Below are 23852 nucleotides of genomic sequence, written 5' to 3'. Positions count from 1 at the left end.
TAGATCCCATCTGCGGTGAGCCGGCCGCCGCCCGGCGGACAGTGGCGCGCCTCACACCGTGCCAACGGGAATCGTCGCACGGAATTCCCGGATCCGGGGCATCCGGGCTCCGGGACTAACGCGGTTCCGGCCGCACGTGCACCACGTCGCCGGCGCCGACCGCCTGCCGGGTGCCGTCCGCGGTCCGCACCACCAGCCGGCCGTCGCCGTCCAACGCCACGGCCTCGCCGAGAAGTTCGCGGTCACCGGGGAGCTGCACCCGCACCTGGCGGCCGAGCGTGGTGCAGCGCCCGGTGTAGGCCGGCAGCAGTCCGCTGGCCTGCGGGTCGCCGTGCGCCTCCTGCCAGTCGCCGTAGAGCTCGGCGAACTCGCGCAGCAGGGCGCGCAGCAGGGTGGCCCGGTCGGTGACCTCGGCGCCGGCCAGCGCCAGCGAGGCGGCGGTGGGCACTGGCAGTTCCTCGGCGCGCAGCGAGACGTTCAGGCCGAGGCCGACCACGACGGCCTCGCCGGTCAGCTCGGTGAGGATGCCGCCCAGCTTGCGCTCGGCGCCGTCGATCTCCACCTGGAGGTCGTTGGGCCACTTCAGGCCGGGCTGCACTCCGGCGATCCGGCTCAGTGTGGACGCCACCGAGACGCCGACCAGGATCGGCAGCCAGCCGAGGCGCTCCCGGGGCACGGTGGGGCGCAGCAGCATCGACATGAAGAGGCCGGAGCGGGCCGGCGCCGACCAGCGGCGGTCCAGCCGGCCGCGCGCCGCGTCCTGCCGCTCGGCGATCAGCACCGTGCCCTCGGCGGCGCCGGCCCGGGCCCGCTCGGTGAGGTCGGTGTTGGTGGAGCCGGTCACCTCGACCACGTCCAGCGCCGTCCACAGGCCACCGGGGACCAGCAGGTCGTGGCGCAGGGCTGCGGCGTCCAGCGGCGGGCGGTCGAGGTCGGTCCAGGGGGAGGGCCCTTCGTGGCCGAAGCCACGCAGTCCGCTGCGGCGGGGACGGTCTTCGGTCATGGGGCCAGCCTAACCACGCCTAGGCCGCCCCATCGTGCCGCAGAACGGCCGGTTGACACACTGTGTCGCTGGCCATAACACCGATGGCGGGCGGCTGGCTAGGCTACCCAGCGGTAGTCCACGGCACCGCGCTGCCCTGCCGGGCTCCGCCACCCTCCACCGCGTCGCTCACGTGAGGAACTCCCCCGGATGACCGACCTGTCCACCTCGCCGGACCCGCACACCACCGCCGGAAAGCTCGCCGATCTGCGCCGCCGGATCGACGAGGCGGTGCACTCCGGCTCCGCCGCGGCGGTCGAGAAGCAGCACGCCAAGGGCAAGTTGACGGCCCGTGAGCGAGTGCTGGAGCTGCTGGACGAGGACTCCTTCGTGGAGTTCGACGAGTTCGCCCGGCACCGCTCCACCAACTTCGGCCAGCAGAAGAACCGGCCGTACGGCGACGGCGTGGTGACCGGCTACGGCACCGTGGACGGCCGTCAGGTCGCGGTCTTCGCCCAGGACTTCACGGTCTTCGGCGGCTCGCTCGGCGAGGTCTTCGGCGAGAAGATCGTCAAGGTGATGGACTTCGCGCTGAAGACCGGCTGCCCGGTGATCGGGATCAACGACTCCGGCGGCGCCCGGATCCAGGAGGGCGTGGTCTCGCTCGGCCTGTACGGCGAGATCTTCCGCCGCAATGTGCACGCCTCCGGGGTGATCCCGCAGATCTCGCTGATCATGGGCCCGTGCGCGGGCGGCGCGGTCTACTCCCCCGCGATCACCGACTTCGTGGTGATGGCCGACCAGACCTCGCACATGTTCATCACCGGCCCCGACGTGATCAAGACGGTCACCGGTGAGGACGTCGGCATGGAGGAGCTGGGCGGCGCCCGGACCCACAACACCAAGTCCGGCAACGCGCACTACCTCGCCTCGGACGAGAAGGAGGCGATCGAGTACGTCAAGAGCCTGCTGTCGTACCTGCCCTCCAACAACCTGAGCGACCCGCCGGCCTACCCCGAGCAGGCCGACCTCGAGGTTTCCGAGCTGGACCTGGAGCTCGACACCATCGTGCCGGACTCGGCCAACCAGCCGTACGACATGCACAAGGTGATCGAGCACGTGCTCGACGACGGCGAGTTCCTGGAGACCCAGCCGCTCTACGCCGGGAACATCATCACCGGCTTCGGCCGGGTCGAGGGCCACGCGGTCGGCGTGGTCGGCAACCAGCCGATGGACCTGGCCGGCTGCCTGGACATCGCGGCCAGCGAGAAGGCCGCCCGGTTCGTGCGGACCTGCGACAGCTTCAACATCCCGGTGCTGACCTTCGTCGACGTGCCCGGCTTCCTGCCCGGCACCGGCCAGGAGTGGGACGGCATCATCCGCCGCGGCGCCAAGCTGATCTACGCCTACGCCGAGGCCACCGTGCCGCTGATCACCGTGATCACCCGCAAGGCCTTCGGCGGCGCCTACGACGTGATGGGCTCCAAGCACCTGGGCGCCGACCTCAACCTGGCCTGGCCGACCGCGCAGATCGCCGTGATGGGCGCGCAGGGCGCGGCCAACATCGTCTACCGTCGGGAGCTGGCCGAGGCCGCCGCCGCGGGCAACGACGTGGAGGCCCGGCGCGCCGAGCTGGTCGCCGAGTACGAGGACACCCTGCTCAACCCCTACCTGGCGGCCGAGCGCGGCTACGTGGACGCGGTGATCCCGCCCTCCGAGACCCGCAAGCACATCGTCCGGGGCCTGCGGGCACTGCGCGGCAAGCGCGAGGTGCTGCCGCCGAAGAAGCACGGCAACATCCCCTGTAGGCCCCGGAAGGACGGGAAGGACTCGACGATGTCCGAGATCCATGTGCTGCACGGGCAGCCGACCCCCGAGGAGTTGGCCACCGTCCTGGCGGTGGTCCAAACCCGGGCCGCCGCCGCACAGGCCGCCCGCGAGGCGGCGGCGCGGGTGGCGAGCGGCCCGGCCTCCCCGTGGACCGACCGGTCCCGCACCATGCGGTCGGCGCCGCACCCCGGCCCGAACGTCTGGCGCACCTCCGGCTGGGCGCACTGAGCGGAAGCTGAGCAGTGCCTGAGTACGCGTACTCAGGCAATTCAGGCCGGATCGGGCCAGACTGGGGCGGTGCTCTGGTCTGATCCGTCCCACGAACCCTCCCCCGAGGCCCGGCGCGCCGCCGAGATGCTGCGCCGGGCCGGCCGGCTGCTGGCCTTCGCCGTGCTGCTGATGGCGGTCGTGCTGATCCTCTTCTGAGCCGCCTCCCGGCCCGCGTACCGGCCTGGCGGCAGGCCCTAGGCTGGGCGCCATGACTGATCGCCGCACCCTGGTCCTCGCCTCCGCCTCCCCCGCCCGGCTGGGTCTGCTCCGGCAGGCCGGCCTCGACCCGAAGGTGATCGTCAGCGGGGTGGACGAGGACGCGCTCAGCGCCCCCACCCCCGGCGAACTGGCCCTGGTGCTGGCCGAGGCCAAGGCCGCCGCGGTGGCCGCCGGGCTGACCGACGGCGAACTGGTGATCGGCTGCGACTCGGTGCTGGAGCTGGACGGCCAGGCGCTCGGCAAGCCGGCCGACGCCGCCGAGGCACGGCGGCGCTGGCAGGCGATGCGCGGGCGCAGCGGGGTGCTGCAGACCGGGCACTGCGTGATCGACACCGCGAACGGCCGCCGCGCCTCGGCGACCGCCGCCACCACCGTGCACTTCGCCGAGCCGGACGACGCCGAGATCGAGGCGTACGTGGCCAGCGGCGAACCACTGCACGTGGCCGGGGCATTCACCCTCGACGGCCGCTCGGCACCGTTCATCACCGGCATCGAGGGCGACCACGGCAACGTGATCGGCCTGTCGCTGCCGCTGCTGCGCTCGCTGCTGGGCGAGTTGGACGTGCGGATCACCGATCTCTGGACCGCCTGAGCCGCGCAGGCCTAGGCTGACCCGCCGTACTCGGGGAGGGGGACCGGATGACGGACGCCGTACTCAACGTCGTGCTGGGCCTGCTGACCAGCGCCATCGGCGCGGCGGCGGGCTGGCTGCTGCAGACCGCGCGGCGGAGGCGCCGAGCTGCCAGGCTCCAGGCGTTCTTCGGCCTGCCGAGCGGCTCGGAGTGCCTGCTGGTGGTCAACCGGCACATGAAGAGTCCGAGCCAGAACAGCGTGCACAGGGACGACGTCAGCGCCCTGATGGAGTTGGCCGTGCTGGTCAACTCCTGCGGAGCCCGGCCGGACATCGCGGCGCACGACCAGGTCCGCCAGGGCCTCGGCCGGCAGGCCGAGTTCTGCCTGGGCGGGCCGAGCAGCAACGAGCGCACCGCCGCGCACCTCAACTGGCGCCTGCCGGCGGTACGGTTCGACGGTGGTTCGTCGATCACGGTCGGCGACCGCGAGTTCCGCATGGAGCTCGCCACCGAGGACTCGCCCGGCGACACCTTCGCCCTGCTGGCCCGCCTCGACCCCGGCGACGGCGGCCGCCCGGTCTTCGTGATATCCGGCCTGACCGCGATCGCCAACCATGCGGCGGTCCGTTACCTGAGCGCCCACCAGCGGGAGTTGGCCCGCCGCGTCGGCGCGCACGGAACCTTCGCATTGGTGCTGCGGGTCGTCGGTCCAGTCACCTACGGCCCGGACGTGGTCGAGCTGGTGGCCGATGTGACCGAGGCGACCGCCCCGGCCCAGGCCGCCGCCGCGGCCGGAACGGGCTGATGTGGCGAAGGCCACGACGGCGCCGCTGCGGCTGGAGCCGCGGGCCGGCCAGCGGGCGTACCGTTGCCACCTGCGGGCCTGCCGGTGCGTGCGCGCATGATCACGATCTGCGTCACGCTCCGTGTGGGCAAGCTCACCACTGGGGGCTACTCGCCGGTACCACCTCGTCATCCCTAAACTCCATCGAGGTTCAAGAAGGGAGCCACAGTGCGCAAGGTGCTCATCGCCAACCGCGGAGAAATCGCCGTCCGCGTCGCCAGGGCCTGCTCGGACGCCGGTATTGCCAGCGTCGCCGTATACGCCGAGCCGGACCGGGACGCGCTGCACGTCCGCGCGGCCGACGAGGCCTATGCGCTCGGCGGCGACACCCCGGCCACCAGCTACCTGGACATCGCCAAGGTCCTCAAGGCGGCCGCCGACTCGGGTGCGGACGCCGTCCACCCCGGTTACGGCTTTCTGTCGGAGAACGCCGAGTTCGCCCAGGCGGTGCTCGACGCCGGGCTGATCTGGATCGGCCCGCCGCCGCAGGCCATCCGCGACCTCGGTGACAAGGTCACCGCCCGGCACGTGGCCCAGCGGGCCGGCGCGCCGCTGGTGGCCGGCACCCCGGACCCGGTCTCCGGGCCGGACGAGGTGGTCGCGTTCGCCCGCGAGCACGGCCTGCCGGTCGCCATCAAGGCCGCCTTCGGCGGTGGCGGGCGCGGCCTGAAGGTGGCCCGCACCCTGGAGGAGATCCCGGAGCTCTTCGAGTCCGCGGTCCGCGAGGCGGTCGCCGCCTTCGGTCGCGGCGAGTGCTTCGTGGAGCGCTACCTGGACAACCCGCGGCACGTCGAGACCCAGTGCCTGGCCGACCAGCACGGCAACGTGGTGGTCGTCTCCACCCGTGACTGCTCGCTGCAGCGCCGGCACCAGAAGCTGGTCGAGGAGGCGCCCGCGCCGTTCCTGACCGACGAGCAGAACGCCGAGCTGTACCGCGCCTCCAAGGCGATCCTCAAGGAGGCCGGCTACGTCGGCGCCGGCACCTGCGAGTTCCTGGTCGCCCTGGACGGCACCATCTCGTTCCTCGAGGTCAACACCCGCCTCCAGGTCGAGCACCCGGTGACCGAGGAGGTCACCGGCATCGACCTGGTCCGCGAGATGTTCCGGATCGCCGACGGCGAGGAGCTCGGCTACGACGACCCCGGGATCCGCGCCCACTCCTTCGAGTTCCGGATCAACGGCGAGGACCCGGGCCGCAACTTCCTGCCGGCCCCCGGCACCGTGACGCTGTTCGCGCCGCCGGCCGGCCCCGGTGTCCGGCTGGACTCCGGCGTGGAGACCGGCTCGGTGATCGGCCCCGCCTGGGACTCGCTGCTCGCCAAGCTGATCGTCACCGGTCGGGACCGCAAGCAGGCCCTGGAGCGGGCCAAGCGCGCCCTGGCCGAGTTCAAGGTGGAGGGCATGGCGACCGCCATCCCGTTCCACCAGGCGGTCGTCGTCGACCCGGCGTTCGCGCCCGAGGTGCACGGCTCCGACGCCCCGTTCAGCGTCTACACCCGCTGGATCGAGACCGAGTTCGACAACACCATCCCGCCGTTCGCCGGCGGTGCGGCCGACGGCGAGGAGCCGGACGGCCGGGAGACCGTGGTGGTCGAGGTCGGCGGCAAGCGGATCGAGGTCTCGCTGCCCGCCTCGCTGGGCGTGGGCAGCGCTCCGGCCGCCGCCGGCCCGGCCGGCAAGGCCAAGCGCCGGGTGGGCACCAAGAAGGCCGGCTCGGCCGTCTCGGGCGACACCCTGGCCTCGCCGATGCAGGGCACCATCGTCAAGGTCGCCGTCGAGGAGGGCCAGACGGTCGCCGAGGGCGACCTGATCGTGGTCCTGGAGGCGATGAAGATGGAGCAGCCGCTCAACGCCCACAAGGCCGGCACCGTGACCGGCCTGAAGGCCGAGGTCGGCGGGAGCGTCAGCAGCGGCGCCGCGCTCTGCGAGATCAAGGACTGAGCGCTCCTCGACACGCTCCACGACCGAGCGCTCGTGGACCGACGCGAGATCGAGGACTGACGAGCCGTCAGCAGCCACTGACGGCTCGTCGGCCCCCGCCTCCCGAGTGGCCCGCTGACTCCCAGCCCCCAGGCTGGGACCGGCGGGCCACCGTCGTCAGCGCGCCCCGGCCAGCCTGGTCGGCAGCAGGCCGGGCGGCGGCCCGCCGGCCATCCCGGGGCGGCGCTGGCCGGGCAGCGGGGCCCCTGGACCTCCTCCCGGCCCGCCCGGCCCGCCTGGCCCCCGGCGCATCCCGGGCTGCTGCTGAGGCTGCTGGGGGTGGCGCTCCGGCCCCGCCGGATGGCCGGGCGCCTCGGCGGTCAGGCCGAGGGGGGCCAGCGAGATCTGCACGCCGCAGTCGGCCAGTGCGTCCAACTCGCGGGCGGTCGGGTCGTTCCCGGCAGCCTGCTCGTCCGTGACCAGCCGGGTGATGGCGTCGGTCGGGACGGTCTGGAACATGCTGTCCGCGCCGAGCTTGGTGTGGTCGGCGAGGATGATCACCTCGGTGGCCGACTGCACCAGTGCCCGGTCCACGCTCGCGGAGAGCATGTTGGCGGTGGACAGGCCGCGCTCGGCGGTCAGGCCACTGCCGGAGATGAAGGCCTTGGTCACGCGCAGCCCGTTGAGCGACTGCTCGGCACTGCTGCCGACCAGGGCGTAGTTGGAACCGCGCAGCGTGCCGCCGGTCATCACCACCTCCACCCGGTTGGCATGGGCGAGGGCCTGGGCGACCAGCAGCGAGTTGGTGACCACCGTCAGGCCCGGCACCCGGGCCAGGCGGCGGGCCAGCTCCTGGTTGGTGGTGCCGGCGCCGATCACCACTTGGTCGCCTTCCTCGACCATGGTGGCCGCGAGATCGGCGATGGCGCTCTTCTCGGCGGCCGCGAGGTGGGTTTTCTGCGGGTACCCGGGCTCGCGGCTGAAGCCTCCGGGGAGCACCGCGCCGCCGTGTCGGCGGTCGAGCAGCCCTTCGGCCTCCAGCGCCCGCACGTCCCGCCGGACGGTGACTTCGGAGGTCTGGACGACACGGGCCAGTTCACGGAGCGACACGGCTCCGTTGGCCCGCACCATTTCGAGGATCAACTGGCGACGTTCTGCAGCAAACACAGAACCGACGGTAACTCTCCGGACGCTCCGCTTTCAGGCGTTTGCCGCTAGTAACAGGAACTGCTCACCATCGCACGGCGCGCACCCTTACAATGCGCGCCGACATGCTCCGGTACACCCCGGCCGTTCGGACGATATGTCCGCGCAAGCGGGTGAAACGGTCAGGATTCGCTCTCGGCCCGCTTGCGAATGTGCAGCTGGCGAGCCGCCTCCGCGGTGGAACCGGACAGCGACGGGTAGACCGTGAAAGCGTTCGCGACCTGCTCGACCGTCAAGCTGTTGTCCACCGCGAGCGAGATCGAGTGAATCAGTTCGCTCGCGCGCGGCGCGACCACCACACCGCCCACCACGATGCCGGTGCCGGGGCGGCAGAGGAGCTTCACGAAGCCGTCCCGGATGCCCTGCATCTTGGCCCGCGGGTTGCCGCGCAGCGGCAGCTTGATCTCGACCGCGTCCATCTTTCCGCAGGAGACGTCGGCCGCGGTGTAGCCGACCGTGGCGATCTCCGGGTCGGTGAAGATGTTGGAGGCGATGGTCTTCAGGTTGAGCGGCTGCACCGCGTCGCCCAGCGCGTGGTACATCGCGATCCGGCCCTGCATGGCCGCCACCGAGGCGAGCATGAAGACGCCGGTGCAGTCGCCGGCCGCGTAGACGCCCGAGGCGGAGGTGCGGGAGACCCGGTCCACCACGATCTGGCCCCAGTCGTTCAGCTTGACCCCGGCCTCCTCCAGACCCATGTCCGCGGTGTTGGGGATGGAGCCGATCGCGATCAGGCAGTGGGTACCGCTGATCACCTCGCCGGTGTTCAGGGTCACCTCCACCCGGTCGCCGACCCGCTTGGCGCTCTCGGCGCGCCGCCGGCTCATCACGTTCATGCCGCGGCGCCGGAAGACCTCCTCCAGCACCTCGGCGGCGTCCGGGTCCTCGCCCGGCAGCACCCGGTCGCGGCTGGAGACCAGGGTGACCTTGGAGCCGAGCGCCTGGTAGGCGCCGGCGAACTCGGCACCGGTGACACCGGAACCGACCACGATCAGCTCGGCCGGCAGCTCCTCGATGTCGTACATCTGGGTCCAGTTGAGGATCCGCTCGCCGTCCGGCCGGGCGTCCGGCGCCTCCCGCGGGTGCACCCCGGTGGCGATCAGCACGGTGTCGGCGCGCAGCGACTGGGTGTCGCCGTCCGGACCCTCGACGATCACCTCGCGGGAGCCGTCCGCCGCCTGACCGCCGGCGCCGAGCCGGCCCTTGCCGCGCAGCACGGTGACGCCGGCCCGGGTGACCGACTGGGTGATGTCGTGCGACTGGGCGATCGCCAGCCGCTTCACCCGTCGGTTGACCTTGCCGAGGTCGACGCTGATCGCGCGCTCCTCGCGGCCCTCGGTCTCGCCGTCCAGGGTGATGCCGAGCTCCTGGTACGAGGAGTCGAAGTTGGTCAGCACCTCCGCGGTCGCGATCAGGGTCTTGGACGGCACGCAGTCGGTCAGCACCGATGCTCCGCCCAGACCGTCGCGGTCGACGACGGTCACCTCCGCGCCGAGCTGGGCCGCCACCAGGGCCGCCTCGTATCCGCCGGGTCCGCCACCGATGATCACGATCCGAGTCACGTCACCCATTGTCCCGCACGGTGCCTGAGGCGCGAACAGCGGGCTCGCGGTTCGGGCGGGCCACCTGCCACGGCCGCCCGGACTGTGACCGAACGCACATCCGTACCCCGGTACGGGCGCGGACCGGCCGCGCACCGTTCGGTCCGCCAACTCCCGTAGGCTGACGCCCATGTCGCTGTATGCCGCGTATGCCACCAACCTCGACTCCCGGCAGATGAGCCGGCGGGCTCCGCACTCCCCGCTGCGCGGAACCGGCTGGCTGGACGGCTGGCGGCTGACCTTCGGCGGCGAGCAGCTGGGCTGGGAGGGCTCGTTGGCCACCGTGGTGGAGGACGAGAAGGAGCAGGTCTTCGTCTCGCTCTACGACGTGTCGCCGATGGACGAGGAGGGCCTGGACCGCTGGGAGGGCGTGCAGCTCGGCATCTACCGCAAGATCCGGCTGCGGGCGCACACCCTCGACGGCGACGTGCCGGTCTGGACGTACGTGCTGAACGACTACGAGGGCGGCCTGCCCGCGGCCCGCTACCTCGGGCTGATCGCGGACGCCGCGGAGAGCGCCGGCGCACCCGACGACTACGTCCGCGAGCTGCGCCACCGCCCCTGCTGAGGGCAACCGGCGGTTCTGCCGAAGCCCGACCGTCGTTCCCGGACAAATACGGTGCTTTTAGGTCAACCGGGTAACGATCCGGCATGCTCCGCCCAATCTGTCTACGCGCGTAGGCATTTTCTTGTCTATCCTCGGCCGTGTGAACGCTTCTCCTCAGACCGCCGTGTCCGCCGACCCCTATGCCGCCGCTCAGGCCGCCGCAGCCAAGCTGCGCGAGCTGACCGGCGCCGAGCGCCACGACGTCGCCCTCGTGATGGGCTCCGGCTGGGTGCCGGCCGCCGACGCCCTCGGTGAGACGGTGGCGGAATTCCCCGTCACCGAGCTGCCCGGGTTCCCCGCCCCCGCCGTGGCCGGCCACGCGGGCAAGATCCGCTCGGTGAAGATCGCCAGCGACGATTCAGACGGTAAGCGGGCGCTGATCTTCCTCGGCCGCAACCACTACTACGAGGGCCACGGCGTGGCCACCGTGGTGCACGGTGTCCGCACCGCCGCCGCGGCGGGCTGCCAGACCATCGTGCTCACCAACGGCTGCGGCGGCCTGCGCCAGGGCTGGCAGCCCGGCCAGCCGGTGCTGATCAGCGACCACATCAACCTGACCGCGGACTCCCCGATCGTCGGCGCCAACTTCGTCGACCTCACCGACCTGTACTCCAAGCGGCTGCGCGCCCTCTGCAAGGAGGTCGACCCGAGCCTGGACGAGGCCGTCTACGTGCAGTTCCGCGGCCCGCACTACGAGACCCCGGCCGAGGTCAACATGGCCCGGGTGATCGGCGGCGAGCTGGTCGGCATGTCCACCACCCTGGAGGCCATCGCCGCCCGCGAGGCCGGCACCGAGGTGCTGGGCATCTCGCTGGTCACCAACCTGGCCGCCGGCATCACCGGCGAGCCGCTCAACCACGAAGAGGTGCTGGAGGCCGGCAAGGCCTCCGCCGAGCGGATGGGCGAGCTGCTGGCGAAGGTCCTGGAGCGGATCTGACGTTCCACCACGGCCCGGGTGCGGACACGCGCCCGGGCCGCTTCCTGTCTTCTGATGATCCTCTGATCCTCTTGATGACCCTCTGATTGACGACCCTCTGATTGACGATCCTCTGATTGACGATCCTCTGATTCCGGAGTGAGCGATGGCCGACACCACCAACCTCAAGGCCCGGGTCCAGCAGTGGCTGGCCGAGGACCCCGACCCCCAGACCCGCGACGAGCTGGCCGCCCTGCTGGCCGCCGCCGAGGCGGGCGACGACTGGCAGCAGCTGGCCGAGCGGTTCGCCGACCGGCTGCAGTTCGGCACCGCCGGCCTGCGCGGTGAGCTCGGCGCCGGCCCGATGCGGATGAACCGCGCCGTGGTGATCCGGGCCGCCGCCGGCCTGGCCGGGTACCTGCGCGCCGGCGGGGCCGGCGACCTCGTGGTGGTCGGCTACGACGCCCGGCACAAGTCCTACGACTTCGCCCGGGACACCGCCGCGGTGATGGTCGGCGCCGGCCTGCGCGCCGCGCTGCTGCCGGGCCCGCTGCCCACCCCGGTGCTCGCCTTCGCGATCCGCCACCTGGGCGCGGCGGCCGGCGTGATGGTGACGGCCAGCCACAACCCGCCGCAGGACAACGGCTACAAGGTCTACCTGGGCGACGGCTCGCAGATCGTGCCCCCGGCCGACGCCGCGATCGCCGCCGAGATCGACGCCATCGGCTCGCTGTCCGACGCCCCGCTCGCCGCCGACGGCTGGCAGCTGCTCGGCGACGAGGTCGTCGACGCCTACCTGGCCCGGGCCCAGGCCGTGCTGGACCCGGACGGTCCGCGCGACCTGAACGTGGTCTACACCCCGCTGCACGGGGTCGGCCGGGACACCCTGCTGGCCGCCTGGCGCCAGGCCGGCTTCCCGGCGCCGACGGTCGTCGCCGCGCAGGCCGACCCGGATCCGGAGTTCCCCACCGTGGCCTTCCCCAACCCGGAGGAGCCCGGCGCGATGGACCTGGCCTTCGCCACCGCCGCCGAGGCCGGCCCGGACCTGGTGATCGCCAACGACCCGGACGCCGACCGCTGCGCGGTGGCCGTGCCGGACGCCGCCGCCCCGACCGGCTGGCGGATGCTGCGCGGCGACGAGGTGGGCGCGCTGCTCGGCGCCGCGCTGGTCGCCAAGCAGGCCAAGGGCACCTTCGCCACCACCATCGTCTCGTCCACCCTGCTCGGCCGGATCGCCGAGGCCGCCGGGCTCGGGTACGCCGAGACCCTGACCGGCTTCAAGTGGATCTCCCGCGCCGACGGCCTGCGCTACGGCTACGAGGAGGCGCTCGGCTACTGCGTCGACCCCGAGGGCGTCCGGGACAAGGACGGCATCACCGCCGCGCTGCTGGTCGCCGAGCTGGCCGCCGGCCTCAAGCGGGACGGGCGCACCCTGACCGACCTGCTGGACGAGCTGGCGCTGACCCACGGCCTGCACGCCACCGACCAGCTGTCGGTCCGGGTCGAGGACCTGTCGCTGATCGCCGCCGCGATGCGCACCCTGCGCGAGCAGCCGCCGACCGCGCTGGCCGGACTGACCGTCACCCGGGCCGACGACCTGACGGCGGGCAGCGCCGACCTGCCGCCCACCGACGGGCTGCGCTACTACCTGGCGGGCGAGGCGGTGCGCGGCGCCCGGATCGTGGTCCGGCCGTCCGGGACCGAGCCCAAGCTCAAGTGCTACCTGGAGGTCGTGCTGCCGGTGGGCTCGGCCGCGGAGCTGGCCGGCGCCCGGGAGCGGGCCGCCGAGCTGCTGGGCGCGCTCAAGCGGGACCTCGCGGTGACCGCGGGGATCTGACCCCCGGTACGACGGCTGCGGCCCGCGTCCCCCGAGTATCGGGGGACGCGGGCCGCTCCGTGTTCCTGATGCCTCAGACGGACAGCAGGGTGATCAGGGCCACCAGCCCGGCCAGGGTCGGGGCGATCACCCACCAGCACCACGCCACGGTGATCTCGCCCTTGGCGCTCGGGCGGACGGCGTTCCGCTCGGCCTGCTCGCGCAGCAGGTCGACCACCTGGTCGGACCAGGCGCGGTTGGGGTCCGGCGCACCGGGCACGGCACCGCGGCGAGCCCGGGCCTCGGCCGCCAGCTTGGCGCGCGGGTCGCCCTCCGCGGCGCTGCGCGCCACCCGCCGGTTGGCCTTCTTGCGCTGGCGCAGCGAGACCGGGACCGCCCACATCTGGAAGCTGCGGCCGCCGGCCAGCAGCTCCGCCGAGTACCCGGCGCGCAGCCCCTCCACCTCGGCCCACGGCACGGTGACGGTGCGCAGCGGGTTGCGGATCACCACCCGGTCGAGCCCGGCCGTGACGGCGGGGCGCAGCGTGTAGGCGATCACCGGGAAGGCGAACACGGGAGCGGCGGCCAGCGCGACCCACGGGGTCTTCCCGGTGCTGCTCACCATCGCGTCGACGATCAGCCAGCCGGCGACGAGCAGCAGCATGACGCCGGAGATGATGCCGGGCATCGAGCGGAAGACCTGGTCGGCGTACTTCGGCTCGTCGGCGGGGCGGCAGTGCCCGGGTCGGGCGTGCCGTCGGATTCGGTCATGGTGACGATTCTGCCCCATGGGTCCCGTGCTACCCGGGGACGCACTGGTCACCGTTCGGCCGCAACCCGGCAACCTTCCGGTCAGCCCCTCGGCCGCCGGACCAGCACGATGGCCCCGTAGAGCGCCAGGACGAGCACCCCGGCGCCCGCGATCCTGGCGAGCTCGCCGGTCACGGCCAGCACCGTGCCGTCGGCCCTCAGCACCCGCGGCCCGTCGTCCACCACCGCGATCAGGCCGGCCAGGCCCGGCAGCCACTCCAGATGGCTGGGCCGCCGCTCCGCCCGCAGCCGCCGGTGCCGGTGCGCCCGCACCGTCACCGACAGCCGAACGCTCACGGCGATCAGCAGGAACCCGGCCCAGACCAACGGCCACTGCGCCGACTCGAACACGGTGCCACCTCCCCGGCAGGCGGTCCTCCCCTTGAGGTGGACGCTACCCGCGTCAAGCTGGTCGTTATCCGCCCTCCCGCAGGATCTGTGCGGGATTTGAGCTTTCTCGAGCGTTTTGCTGACAAGCGTCCGATACCTCTGGCATATTCACCCGCCGACACACGGGGAACGGGGAGGCACGGGTATGCGCTGGAGAGACGCGAAGGGCGTCTGCTGGCGGATCAGACGGCACCGGCTGGCCGGCGTGCGGCGGATCAAGCCGGAGTGGGCCAACGACATCATCCCCGGCGGGCTCGGGCAGGATCCGATCTCGTTCCTGCTGGCGCTGCCCGCCATGATCGTCCTCGCCGTGCTGGTCCCGCTCTGGCTGGTCGAGTGGCTGATCCGCCTGCTGCTCACCCCGTTCGCCGCCGTACTGCGGCTCACCGGCCAAGTGCCGTACCGGGTGACCGTGCTGCGCAACAACCAGGAGGCGGCCTTCCACACGCCGCGCGGGTACGGCGAGCTGCGGCGCGCCCTGGCGGGGCTGCGGCCGCAGCGCTGAAGCTCGCGTTCGAGGCGAGGGGATCCTTGAGCCATGCGTGCCGCCCGTCTGATCCGCATGACGCTCCTCGTCCAGTCCAGCCCCGGGCTGCCCGCTGCCGCCCTCGCCCGCGAGCTGGGGGTGTCCGCGCGCACGGTGAAGCGTGACGCGCAGGCCCTGCAGGAGGCAGGGGTACCGATCCGGGCCGAGCGCGGCCGGGCGGGCGGCTACCACCTGGCGCCGGGCTACCGGACCCGGCTCACCACGCTGCATCCCACCGAGGCGGAGACGCTCTACCTCTCCGGCCTGCCCGCGGCGCTGCGCGATCTCGGGCTGTCGGACGCGGCGGAGGTGGCCCGACTGAAGCTGTCGGCCACCCTGCTCCCGTCGCTGCGCGCGGCGGCCGAGTCGTCGACGCGCCGCTTCCACCTCGACGCCCCGGCCTGGTTCCGCGAGCCGTCGGCGCCGGAGTTGCTGCCGGAGCTGGCCCGTGCCGTGTGGTCCGACCGCACGGTCGAGCTGGCCTATGCGCGCCCTGCCCGGGACGGGGCGCCGCCCCGCGTGGTGACCCGCCTGGTGGAGCCGTACGGGCTCGTCCTGAAGGCGGGGGTGTGGTACGTCGTCTGCCGGGTCCCGGACGGCGCTTGGCGCACCTACCGCGTCGATCGCGTCACGGGGCTCTCCCCCGCTCCCGGTGAACCCTTCGCCCGCGACCCGTCCTTCGACCTGGCCGCGCACTGGCAGGCGCAGGCCGGCTCCTTCGCCCGGGCGCTGCTGCGCACGACCGTCACCGTGCGGCTGACGGAGCAGGGGCTGCGCCGTCTGCCCGCCGTGGTGGACCCGGCCGGCGTGACCGGGGCGGCTGCCTCCGCGACCGCGCCGGACGCCGACGGGCGGGTCACGCTCAGCGTGCCGGTGGAGTCGGAGGAGGTCGCCTTCGCCCAGTTGGTCGGGCTGGGTGCGCAGGTGGAGGTACTGGCCCCGGCGGGCCTGCGGGCCCGCTTCCGCGAGCACGCGCAGGCCCTCGCCGAGTTGTACGGCGGGGAGTCGGGGGATCAGCGGTAGTCGTCCACCGAGCCGTCCTTCCCGCCGAACTTGACGGCCTCGAAGTACGACCAGCAGTCCGGCCGGCTGCCGTCCACGTCCCGTACGCCATAGGTCTTGGCGAGTTCCGCGCTGGAGGCGGACTTCCCGTTCCAGCGGGCCGCCCGGTCCGGGTCGGCGGCGAGCGCGGCGACCGCGCGGGCGAGGTAGTACGGCGATTCGGCGAGGGCGAAGTCCGGTTCCCGGGCGATGGCGTCGCGCCAGTTCTCCTCCGTCACGCCGAAGTGGGCGAGCATCTGCTCCGAGCGCAGGAAGCCCGGCGTGACGGCGACCGCGGTGCCCCCGTGGTCCGCCAGCTCCTCGCCCAGTCCGAAGGCGATCCGGATCGGGGCGTTCTTCGCGAGGTCGTAGTAGAGGTTCCCGCGGTAGCGGCGGTTGAAGGCCGCCGTGCCGTCGGTGACCTCCACGTGCAGCGGCGCGTCCGAGCGGACCAGCAGCGGGAGGGCCAGGGCCGCGGTGATCACGTGCGAGCGCACCCCGAGCTCCAGGATCCGCAGGCCGTCGGCCAGCGGTGTCTCCCAACTCTTCTTGCCGAAGACGGAGTTGGCAAGCAGATGCTCGCCGCCCCAGAGGTCGTTGACGAGGATGTCGAGCCTTCCCCGCTCACGGCCGATCCGCTCGACGAGGGCGCGCACCTGCTCCTCGTCCAGGTGATCGGTGGGAACGGCGGTACCGGTGCCGCCGGCCGCGGCAACCAGCTCCGCGGTCTCCTCGATGGTCTCCGTGGCCCGGCCGACCTCGCTGACGCGCTCCCGGGTGGTGCGGCCGGTGACGTACACGGTGGCGCCCGCACGGCCGAGCTCGACGGCGAGCGCCCGTCCGGCACCCCGGGTGGCGCCGGCGACGAGCGCGACCCGGCCGGCGAGCGGGCGTTCGTGGGCGATGGGCTGGGTGGTGGTGTCCTTGTCCATGTCACCCATGGTGGTTCTCAAAGGGGACAGTTCACGTCACCCTTTCTCCTCCAGGATCGCCCGCAGCCGCGACAGGCACTCGTCGACGAACTCGGGGTAGGTGCGCCAGTAGTACGACACCCCGCTGACCCCGACGGCGATCGCCCACGCCCTCGCCCGCAGCCAGGTCGCCTCGTCGAGGTCCAGCGCCTCCCAGTACGCCCGCCGGGCCGCCGCCGGCAGATCCCACACCGCCGCATGCTCGGCGTCCGGGAAGCCCACCGAGAGGCCTCCGAAGTCGATGACGGCGTGCAATCTGCCGTGCTGGACCAGCAGGTTGGTGGGCTTGAGGTCGCCGTGGAGCCACACCTGGCCTCCGGACGGCTCGGGCAGGGCGAGCGCGCCCTGCCACAGGTGGTGCAACTGCGCGATGTCGAGGTCCAGGCCCTCGATCGCTCGACGCTCGTCGAAGCAGCGGCTGACCCATCCGTCGCAGGCCTGCAAGTCACCCCCTCGGTACCAGCTGAGCTCGCCCTCGCGAGTGGCCCCCATCAGCGGGACGGCATGCAGGCGCCGCACGGTCTCCGCCAGGTCGGCCCCGAAGGCGGGCCAGTCGGTGACCCGCCCCGGGCCGACCACCTCGCCGTCGATCCAGCGGTACACCGACCACGCCAGCGGGAACGCGTCCCCCGGCGTACCGCAGTACACCAACTCCGGGATGCGGCAGGGCAACTGCGGCGCCAAGCGCGGCAGCCAGGCCTGCTCCTTGCGCACCGCCTCCGCATTGCCCGGGGTGCGCGGCAGCCGCACGAGCAACTCGTCGCCGAGCCGGTACATCCGGTTGTCCGTGCCCGCGCCCGCCGGGGAGACCGGGAGGTCGGCCAACTCCGGTCGCTGCTCTCGCAGTAGTGCTCGGACGACCGTCTCATCTACGCGGATCTCGTTCTGGTGAAGTGTCACAGTGCGAGCCTTCTGCTCAGGCCTCGCTGCCGCCACTTGATTTCGGGTAGCTCGAAGCCAGACCCCACAAACACCGTCAAGCCTTCGACTTGGCGCGGCCATTCAGCCAGCACTCAGTAATGCCAAGGCTCTTGACCTACTCATGACAGTTGGCCATCCTTTACTGCCACCGCCTCACAGCCGCCCACACCGGCTTGGGGTCGGAGCACGAGCATCCTGATCGTCCCCCACCGAGGAGCCAGCATGCGCCGATTCCTGATACGCGTCGCCACCCTCGCGGCAGCGGCGACCACCCTCGCCGCCCCGTCGCGCCGACCACCGCGGCGGCCGCACAGGGACTGTCGTTCCGCCCCCTGCACTACAACATCAACGGCTACAACTGGGGCGGCTACGCCGCCACGGGCAGCGGCTTCACCTCCGTCTCGGCGAGCTGGACCGAGCCGAACGCCACCTGCAACTCCACCAACGACCTCTACGCCCCCTGGGTCGGCATCGACGGGTACGGCACGTCCACCGTGGAGCAGACCGGCGTCGCGACCGACTGCTCCAGCGGCAGCCCCGTGGACCAGGCCTGGTACGAGATGTACCCCGCGAACCCGGTCTACCTGAGCCAGAGCTCCTACCCGGTGTCGGCCGGCAACGTGATCAACGCCTCGGTCACCTACGCCGGGAGCAACCGGTACACCCTGAAGCTGACCAACTCCTCGCGCGGCTGGACCTACACCACCACCAAGTCCCTCTCCTCCGGGCAGCGGGCCAGCGCCGAGGTCATCATCGAGTCGCCGACCGGGGCCTACCCCAACTTCGGCACCCTGAACTTCAGCTCGGCCACCGTCAACGGCAAGTCCCTCGGATCCTTCAACCCGGTCGCGCTCGACCCGTCGAACGGCGCCTACGAGGCCCGCACCAGCGGGCTCGGCTCCAGCGGCACCAGCTTCAGCGAAACGTTCCTGCAGGAGTAGCCGAACCGGCCCTGGGGCGCGCACCCGCCCCAGGGCACGGAGCTCGCTCCGCGCGGCGCCCATGGAACCGGTCATGGGCGCCGGGCTCCGCTCCGGGATCAGGTGATCCGGGCAGCGGGAACCAGCGGAGCCCGGTCGGCCGTCCAGCCGACCGCACCGGACCCACATCTCATTCCCGCATCGAAGTCGACCCCGTCTACCCATTGGCTACGCGCGTAGATATGCTGCTCTGGTGACTATGTCCACTCTTGCAGCCAATGCCCCCGGCGCTGCGGGCGGCGGTCTGAAGGACGTCGCGGCGTCCGAGGCCTCGCTCCGCCGCTTCCTGCACGGCCTGCCCGGCGTCGACCAAGTCGGCCTGGAGGCCCGCGCCGCCGCCCTCGGCACCCGTTCGATCAAGACCACGGCCAAGGCGTACGCCATCGACCTGGCCATCTCGATGATCGACCTGACCACGCTCGAAGGCGCGGACACGGTCGGCAAGGTGCGCTCCCTGTGCGCCAAGGGCCGGAACCCCGACCCGAGCGACCCCACCGCCCCCCGCGTCGCCGCGATCTGCGTCTACCCGGACATGGTCGCCACCGCCAAGGAGGCGCTGAAGGGCACCGACATCCAGGTCGCCTCGGTCGCCACCGCCTTCCCGGCCGGCCGCGCCGCGCTGCCGGTGAAGCTGGCCGACACCGCCGACGCGGTGGCCGCCGGCGCCGACGAGATCGACATGGTGATCGACCGCGGCGCCTTCCTCTCCGGCCGCTACCTGGACGTCTTCAACGAGATCACCGCCGTCAAGGAGGCATGCAAGCGCCCCGACGGCACCTCGGCCCACCTCAAGGTGATCTTCGAGACCGGCGAGCTGCAGACCTATGACAACGTGCGCCGGGCCTCCTGGCTGGCGATGCTGGCCGGCGCCGACTTCATCAAGACCTCGACCGGCAAGGTGGCCGTCAACGCCACTCCCCCGGTGACCCTGCTGATGCTCGAAGCCGTCCGCGACTTCCGGGCGCAGACCGGCATCCAGGTCGGCGTGAAGCCGGCCGGCGGCATCCGGACCACCAAGGACGCCATGAAGTACCTGGTGATGGTCAACGAGACCCTGGGCGACGATTGGCTGAGCCCGCACTGGTTCCGCTTCGGCGCCTCCAGCCTGCTCAACGATCTCCTGATGCAGCGTCAGAAGCTGACCACCGGACGGTACTCCGGTCCCGACTACGTGACGGTGGACTGAGGAACATGGCCAAGAACAAGAACGCCGCAGAGCCGGTCCGCAAGAGCGGGCTGTTCGAGTACGCCCCCGCCCCGGAGTCGCCCGCCGCGGCCGGCGACATCGCCACCTCCTACGGCCACTTCATCAACGGCGAGTTCGCCGACTCCAGCGGCAGCGAGGCGCTGAAGACGGTCAACCCGGCCACCGAGCAGGTGCTCGCCGAGTTCGCCCAGGGCACCGACGAGGACGTCGACCGCGCCGTCAAGGCGGCACGCAAGGCGTTCGCCGACTGGTCGGCGCTGCCCGGCAGCGAGCGCGCCAAGTACCTGTTCCGGATCGCCCGGATCATCCAGGAGCGCTCCCGCGAGCTGGCCGTGCTGGAGTCGATCGACAACGGCAAGCCGATCAAGGAGACCCGGGACGTCGATCTGCCGCTGGTCGCCGCGCACTTCTTCTACTACGCGGGCTGGGCGGACAAGCTGGACTTCGCCGGCTACGGTCCCAGCCCGAAGCCGCTGGGCGTGGCCGGCCAGGTCATCCCGTGGAACTTCCCGCTGATGATGCTGGCGTGGAAGATCGCCCCGGCGCTGGCCACCGGCAACACCGTGGTCCTCAAGCCCGCCGAGACCACCCCGCTGACCGCTCTGCGGTTCGCCGAGATCTGCCGCCAGGCCGGTCTGCCCAAGGGCGTGGTCAACATCGTCACCGGCGACGGCCGCACCGGTGCCGCGCTCACCGCGCACCCGGACGTCAACAAGGTGGCGTTCACCGGCTCCACTCCGGTCGGCCGCGCGATCGCCAAGCAACTGGCCGGTACCCGCAAGAAGTTGTCGCTGGAGCTGGGCGGCAAGGCGGCCAACATCGTCTTCGACGACGCGCCGATCGACCAGGCGGTCGAGGGCATCGTCAACGGCATCTTCTTCAACCAGGGGCACGTCTGCTGCGCCGGCTCCCGGCTGCTGGTCCAGGAGTCCGTCCAGGACGAGCTGCTGGACGCCCTCAAGCGCCGGATGGCCACCCTGCGGGTCGGCGACCCGCTGGACAAGAACACCGACATCGGCGCCATCAACTCGGCCGCCCAGCTGGCCCGGATCACCGAGCTGGCCACCGCCGGCGAGGCCGAGGGCGCCGAGCGCTGGGCGCCGGAGTGCGAACTCCCGTCCGCCGGTTACTGGTTCCGCCCCACGCTGTTCACCGGCGTGAGCCAGGCGCACCGGATCGCCCGGGAGGAGATCTTCGGCCCGGTGCTGTCGGTGCTGACCTTCCGCACCCCGGCCGAGGCGCTGGAGAAGGCCAACAACACCCCGTACGGACTCTCCGCCGGCATCTGGACGGAGAAGGGCTCGCGCATCCTCTGGATGGCCGACCGGCTGAAGGCCGGTGTGGTGTGGGCCAACACCTTCAACAAGTTCGACCCGACCTCGCCGTTCGGCGGCTACAAGGAGTCGGGCTACGGCCGCGAGGGTGGCCGGCACGGTCTGGAGGCCTACCTCGATGTCTGAGACTGCCATGCGACTTGATGTCTTCAAGACCTACAAGCTGTACGTCGGCGGGAAGTTCCCGCGCTCCGAGAGCGGGCGGGTGTACGAGGTGACCGACGCAAAGGGCCAGTGGCTCGCCAACGCCCCGCTCGGGACCCGCAAGGACACCCGGGACGCCGTGCTGGCCGCCCGCGCCGCCGTCAAGGGCTGGTCCGGCACCACCGCCTACAACCGCGGTCAAGTCCTGTACCGGGTCGCCGAGATGCTGCAGGGCCGCCGCGAGCAGTTCGCCGCCGAGGTGGCCGCGGCCGAGGGCCTGGGCGGCAAGAAGGCCGCCGCGCTGGTCGACCAGGCGATCGACCGCTGGGTCTGGTACGCGGGCTGGACCGACAAGGTGGCCCAGATCGCCGGTGCCGCCAACCCGGTGGCCGGCCCGTTCTTCAACCTGTCGGTGCCCGAACCCACCGGCGTGGTGGGCATCGTGGCCCCGCAGACCGGCTACGGGTTCTCCTTCCTCGGCCTGGTGTCGGTGCTCGCCCCGGTGATCGCCACCGGCAACACCGCGGTGGTGGCGGCCGCGGCTGACGCGCCGCTGCCCGCCCTGTCGCTGGGCGAGGTGCTGGCCACCTCGGACGTGCCGGGCGGCGTGGTGAACGTCATCTCCGGCCGCACCGCGGACATCGCCCCCACCCTGGCGTCCCACCAGGACGTCAACGCCCTCGACCTGGCCGGCGCGATCGCCGCGGACGGTCCGGGCACGGCGACCGCCCTGGAGGAGCTGGCCGCGGACACCCTGAAGCGGGTGCTGCGCACGGCCGTCGACCCGGCGGCCCAGGACTGGACCAATGATCCGGGAACCGACCGGCTACTCTCGTTCCTGGAGACCAAGACCGTCTGGCACCCGATGGGCCAGTAGGTCCTCCCCCTGACCGGTCCGTCCCCCGTGCCCCTATCCCCCCAGGGGCCCGGACGGACCGCCGACGGGCTCGCGCCTCTCCCCCCTGGCGCGGGCCCGTCACCCTTTTGCCGCCGCCCCCTTACCGTGCGCTGGTGCCGTCCGCCGGGTTACCAGTACTGCGTTCGATGCGTCAGACTGGTGTCTCGTGAGTGACTCCCCCATGAACCCCGCCCCTGTTCGTCGCGCCCGCGTGGTGCTGCTGTCCGGGCCCTCGGGATCGGGCAAGTCCTCACTGGCCGAGCGGGCCGGACTCCCGGTGCTGCAGCTCGACGACTTCTACAAGGACGGCGACGACCCGAGCCTCCCGCCACTGCCCGACGGCAGCGGCATCGACTGGGACTCGCCCGCCTCCTGGCACGGCGACCAGGCGCTGACCGCGATCCGTCAGCTGGTGGAGACCGGCCGGGCCGAGGTGCCCGTCTACTCCATCCCGGCCAACGGTCGGGCCGGCTCCCGGCTCCTGGAGCTGCACGGCGCCCCGGCGTTCATCGCCGAGGGGATCTTCGCCGCCGAGCTGGTCGCCGGCTGCCGCGCCGAGGACCTGCTCGGCGACGCGCTCTGCCTGCGCAACCACCCGCTGGTCACCGCCTGGCGCCGGTTCCGCCGCGATCTGCGCGAGGGCCGCAAGTCGGTCGGCTTCCTGGTGCGGCGCGGCTGGCGGCTGATGCGCGCCGAACGCGCCATCGTGGCCCGCCAGGTCTGTCTCGGCTCCCACGCCTGCGACGGCCCCGAAGCCGCCCGCCGGGTGCGGACCGTGGCCGACCGGCCCGAACCGGCCGTCGCCTCGATCGCCTGACGGACCATCAACTCTTTACGGTCACAACCACCTTGCCAACCTGACCGTTGGCCTCCAAGTGGCGGTGGGCGTCGGCGATCTCGGACAGGTCGAAGGTCCGATCGATCACCGGGGCCAGCGTGCCGGCCCGCAGCCCGGCGCCCAGGAAGTGCAGCATCCGGCGCCGGACCTCCGGGGTCCGCGCCAGCTCACCGTAGGCGAACCCGAGGACACGCAGTCCCCAGTTCATCGGCAGCGGCGCCGGCCGCGGGTCCAGCCAGCCGTAGACGATCAGCAGGCCGCCGGGCGCCACCGCGAGCGCCAACTCCCCCAGCCCGGGCCCGGCGACCGGGTCGAAGACGAACTCGGCACCCGCCCGCCGGTGAGCTCGCGGACCCGCTCCACCACCGGCTCCTCGTCACTGACGATCACCTGGGCCGCGCCGAGCTTCAGCAGCTGGTCGCGCTTGCCGGCGGTGCGGGTGACCGCGATCGGGATGGCGCCGAAGTGGTTGGCGATCTGGATCGCGGCCACCCCGACGCTGGACGAGGCGGCGGTGATCACCACGTGGTCGCCGGGCCGCAGCCCACCGCGCTCCACCAGCGCGCCGTAGGCGGTGCCGTAGGAGAGCCAGGAGGCGGCCGCGGTCACCGAGTCCACGCCGTCGGGCCGCCGGTCCAGCGAGGCGGCGGGCAGCAGGAAGTGGTCGCCGTAGACGCCGTCGGTGCTCATGTGGCCGCCGACCGTGCTCACCACCGGGTCGCCGACGGCGAAGCCGGTCACCGCCGAGCCGACCGCCACCACCATGCCGGCCGCCTCGTAGCCGAGCCGCGAGGCGGGCAGCGTCGGCTGGTAGTAGTACGCACCGGCCCGGAAGAGCGCCTCCGCCCGGTTGAGACCGATCGCCTCGGTCCGCACCAGCACCTGGTCCGGACCGGGCTCCCCGAGCTCGACATCGGCGATCCGGAGCACCTCGGGGCCACCCGGCTCGTCGAACAGCACCATCTTGGCCATGGCCAACTCCCCTTTGGAACAAGCGTCTTGCTGACGT

The 23852-nt window shown here is 72.2% G+C and carries 24 protein-coding genes and 1 pseudogene; 16 read left to right on the top strand and 9 right to left on the bottom strand.

Annotated features, from left to right (window positions below; genetic code table 11):
* Positions 1–115: 115 nt before the first annotated feature.
* Positions 116–1003, bottom strand: a complete 888-nt coding sequence (locus E6W39_RS26465; RefSeq protein ID WP_141635643.1) for a biotin--[acetyl-CoA-carboxylase] ligase — start codon at positions 1001–1003, stop codon at positions 116–118.
* A 189-nt stretch (positions 1004–1192) separates the two neighbouring features.
* Here E6W39_RS26465 and E6W39_RS26460 point away from each other — a divergent pair.
* The 6 genes and pseudogenes from E6W39_RS26460 to E6W39_RS26445 form a co-directional block, all read left to right on the top strand.
* Positions 1193–2785 (top strand): annotated as a pseudogene (locus tag E6W39_RS26460) (acyl-CoA carboxylase subunit beta); the annotation flags it as partial.
* A 33-nt stretch (positions 2786–2818) separates the two neighbouring features.
* Complete coding sequence (locus E6W39_RS42000; protein WP_228718725.1) at positions 2819–3040, top strand: acyl-CoA carboxylase subunit epsilon; 222 nt, start codon at positions 2819–2821, stop codon at positions 3038–3040.
* A 69-nt stretch (positions 3041–3109) separates the two neighbouring features.
* Complete coding sequence (gene mmpB / locus E6W39_RS43120; protein ID WP_267286708.1) at positions 3110–3238, top strand: morphogenic membrane protein MmpB; 129 nt, start codon at positions 3110–3112, stop codon at positions 3236–3238.
* A gap of 52 nt (positions 3239–3290) precedes the next feature.
* Entirely contained in the window at positions 3291–3893 is a 603-nt protein-coding gene (locus tag E6W39_RS26455; RefSeq protein WP_141635641.1) for a nucleoside triphosphate pyrophosphatase, read from the top strand.
* A 47-nt stretch (positions 3894–3940) separates the two neighbouring features.
* Complete coding sequence (locus E6W39_RS26450) at positions 3941–4678, top strand: hypothetical protein (protein WP_141635640.1); 738 nt, start codon at positions 3941–3943, stop codon at positions 4676–4678.
* Between the two features lie 207 nt (positions 4679–4885).
* Positions 4886–6658: an acetyl/propionyl/methylcrotonyl-CoA carboxylase subunit alpha gene (locus E6W39_RS26445; protein WP_141635639.1), complete on the top strand. Its 1773-nt coding sequence runs from the start codon at positions 4886–4888 to the stop codon at positions 6656–6658.
* 156 nt (positions 6659–6814) lie between these two features.
* Here E6W39_RS26445 and E6W39_RS26440 read toward each other — a convergent pair whose 3' ends face one another.
* Positions 6815–7768, bottom strand: coding sequence for a DeoR/GlpR family DNA-binding transcription regulator (locus tag E6W39_RS26440; RefSeq protein ID WP_407658634.1), 954 nt, complete (start codon positions 7766–7768; stop codon positions 6815–6817).
* 197 nt (positions 7769–7965) lie between these two features.
* Positions 7966–9414, bottom strand: coding sequence for an NAD(P)H-quinone dehydrogenase (locus E6W39_RS26435; protein WP_141635638.1), 1449 nt, complete (start codon positions 9412–9414; stop codon positions 7966–7968).
* 160 nt (positions 9415–9574) lie between these two features.
* Here E6W39_RS26435 and E6W39_RS26430 point away from each other — a divergent pair, with 160 nt between their 5' ends.
* The 3 genes from E6W39_RS26430 to E6W39_RS26420 all read left to right on the top strand — a co-directional run bounded on the left by E6W39_RS26430 (position 9575) and on the right by E6W39_RS26420 (position 12804).
* The gene (locus E6W39_RS26430) at positions 9575–10012 is read left to right on the top strand and encodes a gamma-glutamylcyclotransferase (RefSeq protein WP_141635637.1); all 438 of its coding nucleotides are present in this window, start codon (positions 9575–9577) and stop codon (positions 10010–10012) included.
* Positions 10013–10151: 139 nt separating this feature from the next.
* Positions 10152–10988: a purine-nucleoside phosphorylase gene (locus E6W39_RS26425; protein WP_141635636.1), complete on the top strand. Its 837-nt coding sequence runs from the start codon at positions 10152–10154 to the stop codon at positions 10986–10988.
* A gap of 145 nt (positions 10989–11133) precedes the next feature.
* Positions 11134–12804 carry a phospho-sugar mutase gene (locus E6W39_RS26420; RefSeq protein WP_141635635.1) on the top strand — a complete coding sequence of 557 codons (1671 nt, stop codon included), beginning with the start codon at positions 11134–11136 and terminating at the stop codon, positions 12802–12804.
* Positions 12805–12877: 73 nt separating this feature from the next.
* Here the strand turns inward: E6W39_RS26420 and E6W39_RS26415 are convergent, their stop codons facing one another.
* Both E6W39_RS26415 and E6W39_RS26410 read right to left on the bottom strand, forming a co-directional pair.
* Positions 12878–13573 (bottom strand): PH domain-containing protein, encoded by a 696-nt coding sequence (locus tag E6W39_RS26415; RefSeq protein WP_141635634.1) that lies wholly within the window; start codon positions 13571–13573, stop codon positions 12878–12880.
* Between the two features lie 62 nt (positions 13574–13635).
* Complete coding sequence (locus tag E6W39_RS26410) at positions 13636–13944, bottom strand: hypothetical protein (RefSeq protein WP_101381501.1); 309 nt, start codon at positions 13942–13944, stop codon at positions 13636–13638.
* A gap of 184 nt (positions 13945–14128) precedes the next feature.
* Between E6W39_RS26410 and E6W39_RS26405 the strand changes: the two genes are divergently transcribed.
* Entirely contained in the window at positions 14129–14488 is a 360-nt protein-coding gene (locus E6W39_RS26405; RefSeq protein ID WP_141635633.1) for a hypothetical protein, read from the top strand.
* A 33-nt stretch (positions 14489–14521) separates the two neighbouring features.
* Positions 14522–15532 (top strand): helix-turn-helix transcriptional regulator, encoded by a 1011-nt coding sequence (locus E6W39_RS26400; RefSeq protein WP_141635632.1) that lies wholly within the window; start codon positions 14522–14524, stop codon positions 15530–15532.
* On the opposite strand, the gene E6W39_RS26395 is transcribed toward E6W39_RS26400, so the two are convergent.
* Together E6W39_RS26395 and E6W39_RS26390 are read right to left on the bottom strand one after the other, a co-directional pair.
* Complete coding sequence (locus E6W39_RS26395; protein ID WP_181799459.1) at positions 15523–16482, bottom strand: SDR family oxidoreductase; 960 nt, start codon at positions 16480–16482, stop codon at positions 15523–15525. The two genes, E6W39_RS26400 and E6W39_RS26395, sit on opposite strands and share 10 nt — an antisense overlap.
* A 36-nt stretch (positions 16483–16518) precedes the next feature.
* Positions 16519–17421 (bottom strand): aminoglycoside phosphotransferase family protein, encoded by a 903-nt coding sequence (locus tag E6W39_RS26390; protein WP_141635630.1) that lies wholly within the window; start codon positions 17419–17421, stop codon positions 16519–16521.
* A gap of 149 nt (positions 17422–17570) precedes the next feature.
* Here E6W39_RS26390 and E6W39_RS26385 point away from each other — a divergent pair, with 149 nt between their 5' ends.
* The 5 genes from E6W39_RS26385 to E6W39_RS26365 all read left to right on the top strand — a co-directional run bounded on the left by E6W39_RS26385 (position 17571) and on the right by E6W39_RS26365 (position 22822).
* Complete coding sequence (locus tag E6W39_RS26385) at positions 17571–18383, top strand: G1 family glutamic endopeptidase (protein WP_141635629.1); 813 nt, start codon at positions 17571–17573, stop codon at positions 18381–18383.
* A 238-nt stretch (positions 18384–18621) separates the two neighbouring features.
* Positions 18622–19608, top strand: coding sequence for a deoxyribose-phosphate aldolase (deoC, locus tag E6W39_RS26380; protein ID WP_181799458.1), 987 nt, complete (start codon positions 18622–18624; stop codon positions 19606–19608).
* Positions 19609–19613: 5 nt separating this feature from the next.
* Complete coding sequence (locus E6W39_RS26375; protein ID WP_141635627.1) at positions 19614–21089, top strand: aldehyde dehydrogenase family protein; 1476 nt, start codon at positions 19614–19616, stop codon at positions 21087–21089.
* Positions 21082–21984, top strand: coding sequence for an aldehyde dehydrogenase family protein (locus E6W39_RS26370; RefSeq protein ID WP_141635626.1), 903 nt, complete (start codon positions 21082–21084; stop codon positions 21982–21984). The genes E6W39_RS26375 and E6W39_RS26370 overlap by 8 nt, the downstream gene beginning before the upstream one ends.
* A gap of 202 nt (positions 21985–22186) precedes the next feature.
* On the top strand, positions 22187–22822 hold the full coding sequence (locus tag E6W39_RS26365) for an ATP-binding protein (protein ID WP_141637963.1): 636 nt from the start codon (positions 22187–22189) through the stop codon (positions 22820–22822).
* 7 nt (positions 22823–22829) lie between these two features.
* On the opposite strand, the gene E6W39_RS43665 is transcribed toward E6W39_RS26365, so the two are convergent.
* On the bottom strand, positions 22830–23126 hold the full coding sequence (locus E6W39_RS43665; RefSeq protein WP_323809091.1) for a zinc-binding dehydrogenase: 297 nt from the start codon (positions 23124–23126) through the stop codon (positions 22830–22832).
* Complete coding sequence (locus tag E6W39_RS26360) at positions 23093–23815, bottom strand: zinc-dependent alcohol dehydrogenase family protein (protein WP_323809090.1); 723 nt, start codon at positions 23813–23815, stop codon at positions 23093–23095. The genes E6W39_RS43665 and E6W39_RS26360 overlap by 34 nt, the downstream gene beginning before the upstream one ends.
* Positions 23816–23852: the final 37 nt, after the last annotated feature.

Source organism: Kitasatospora acidiphila, assembly GCF_006636205.1.
In the GTDB taxonomy this organism is placed as follows: domain Bacteria; phylum Actinomycetota; class Actinomycetes; order Streptomycetales; family Streptomycetaceae; genus Kitasatospora; species Kitasatospora acidiphila.
The sequence above is the reverse complement of the archived record's forward strand: the minus strand, read 5'-3'. Positions and strand labels throughout refer to the sequence as shown.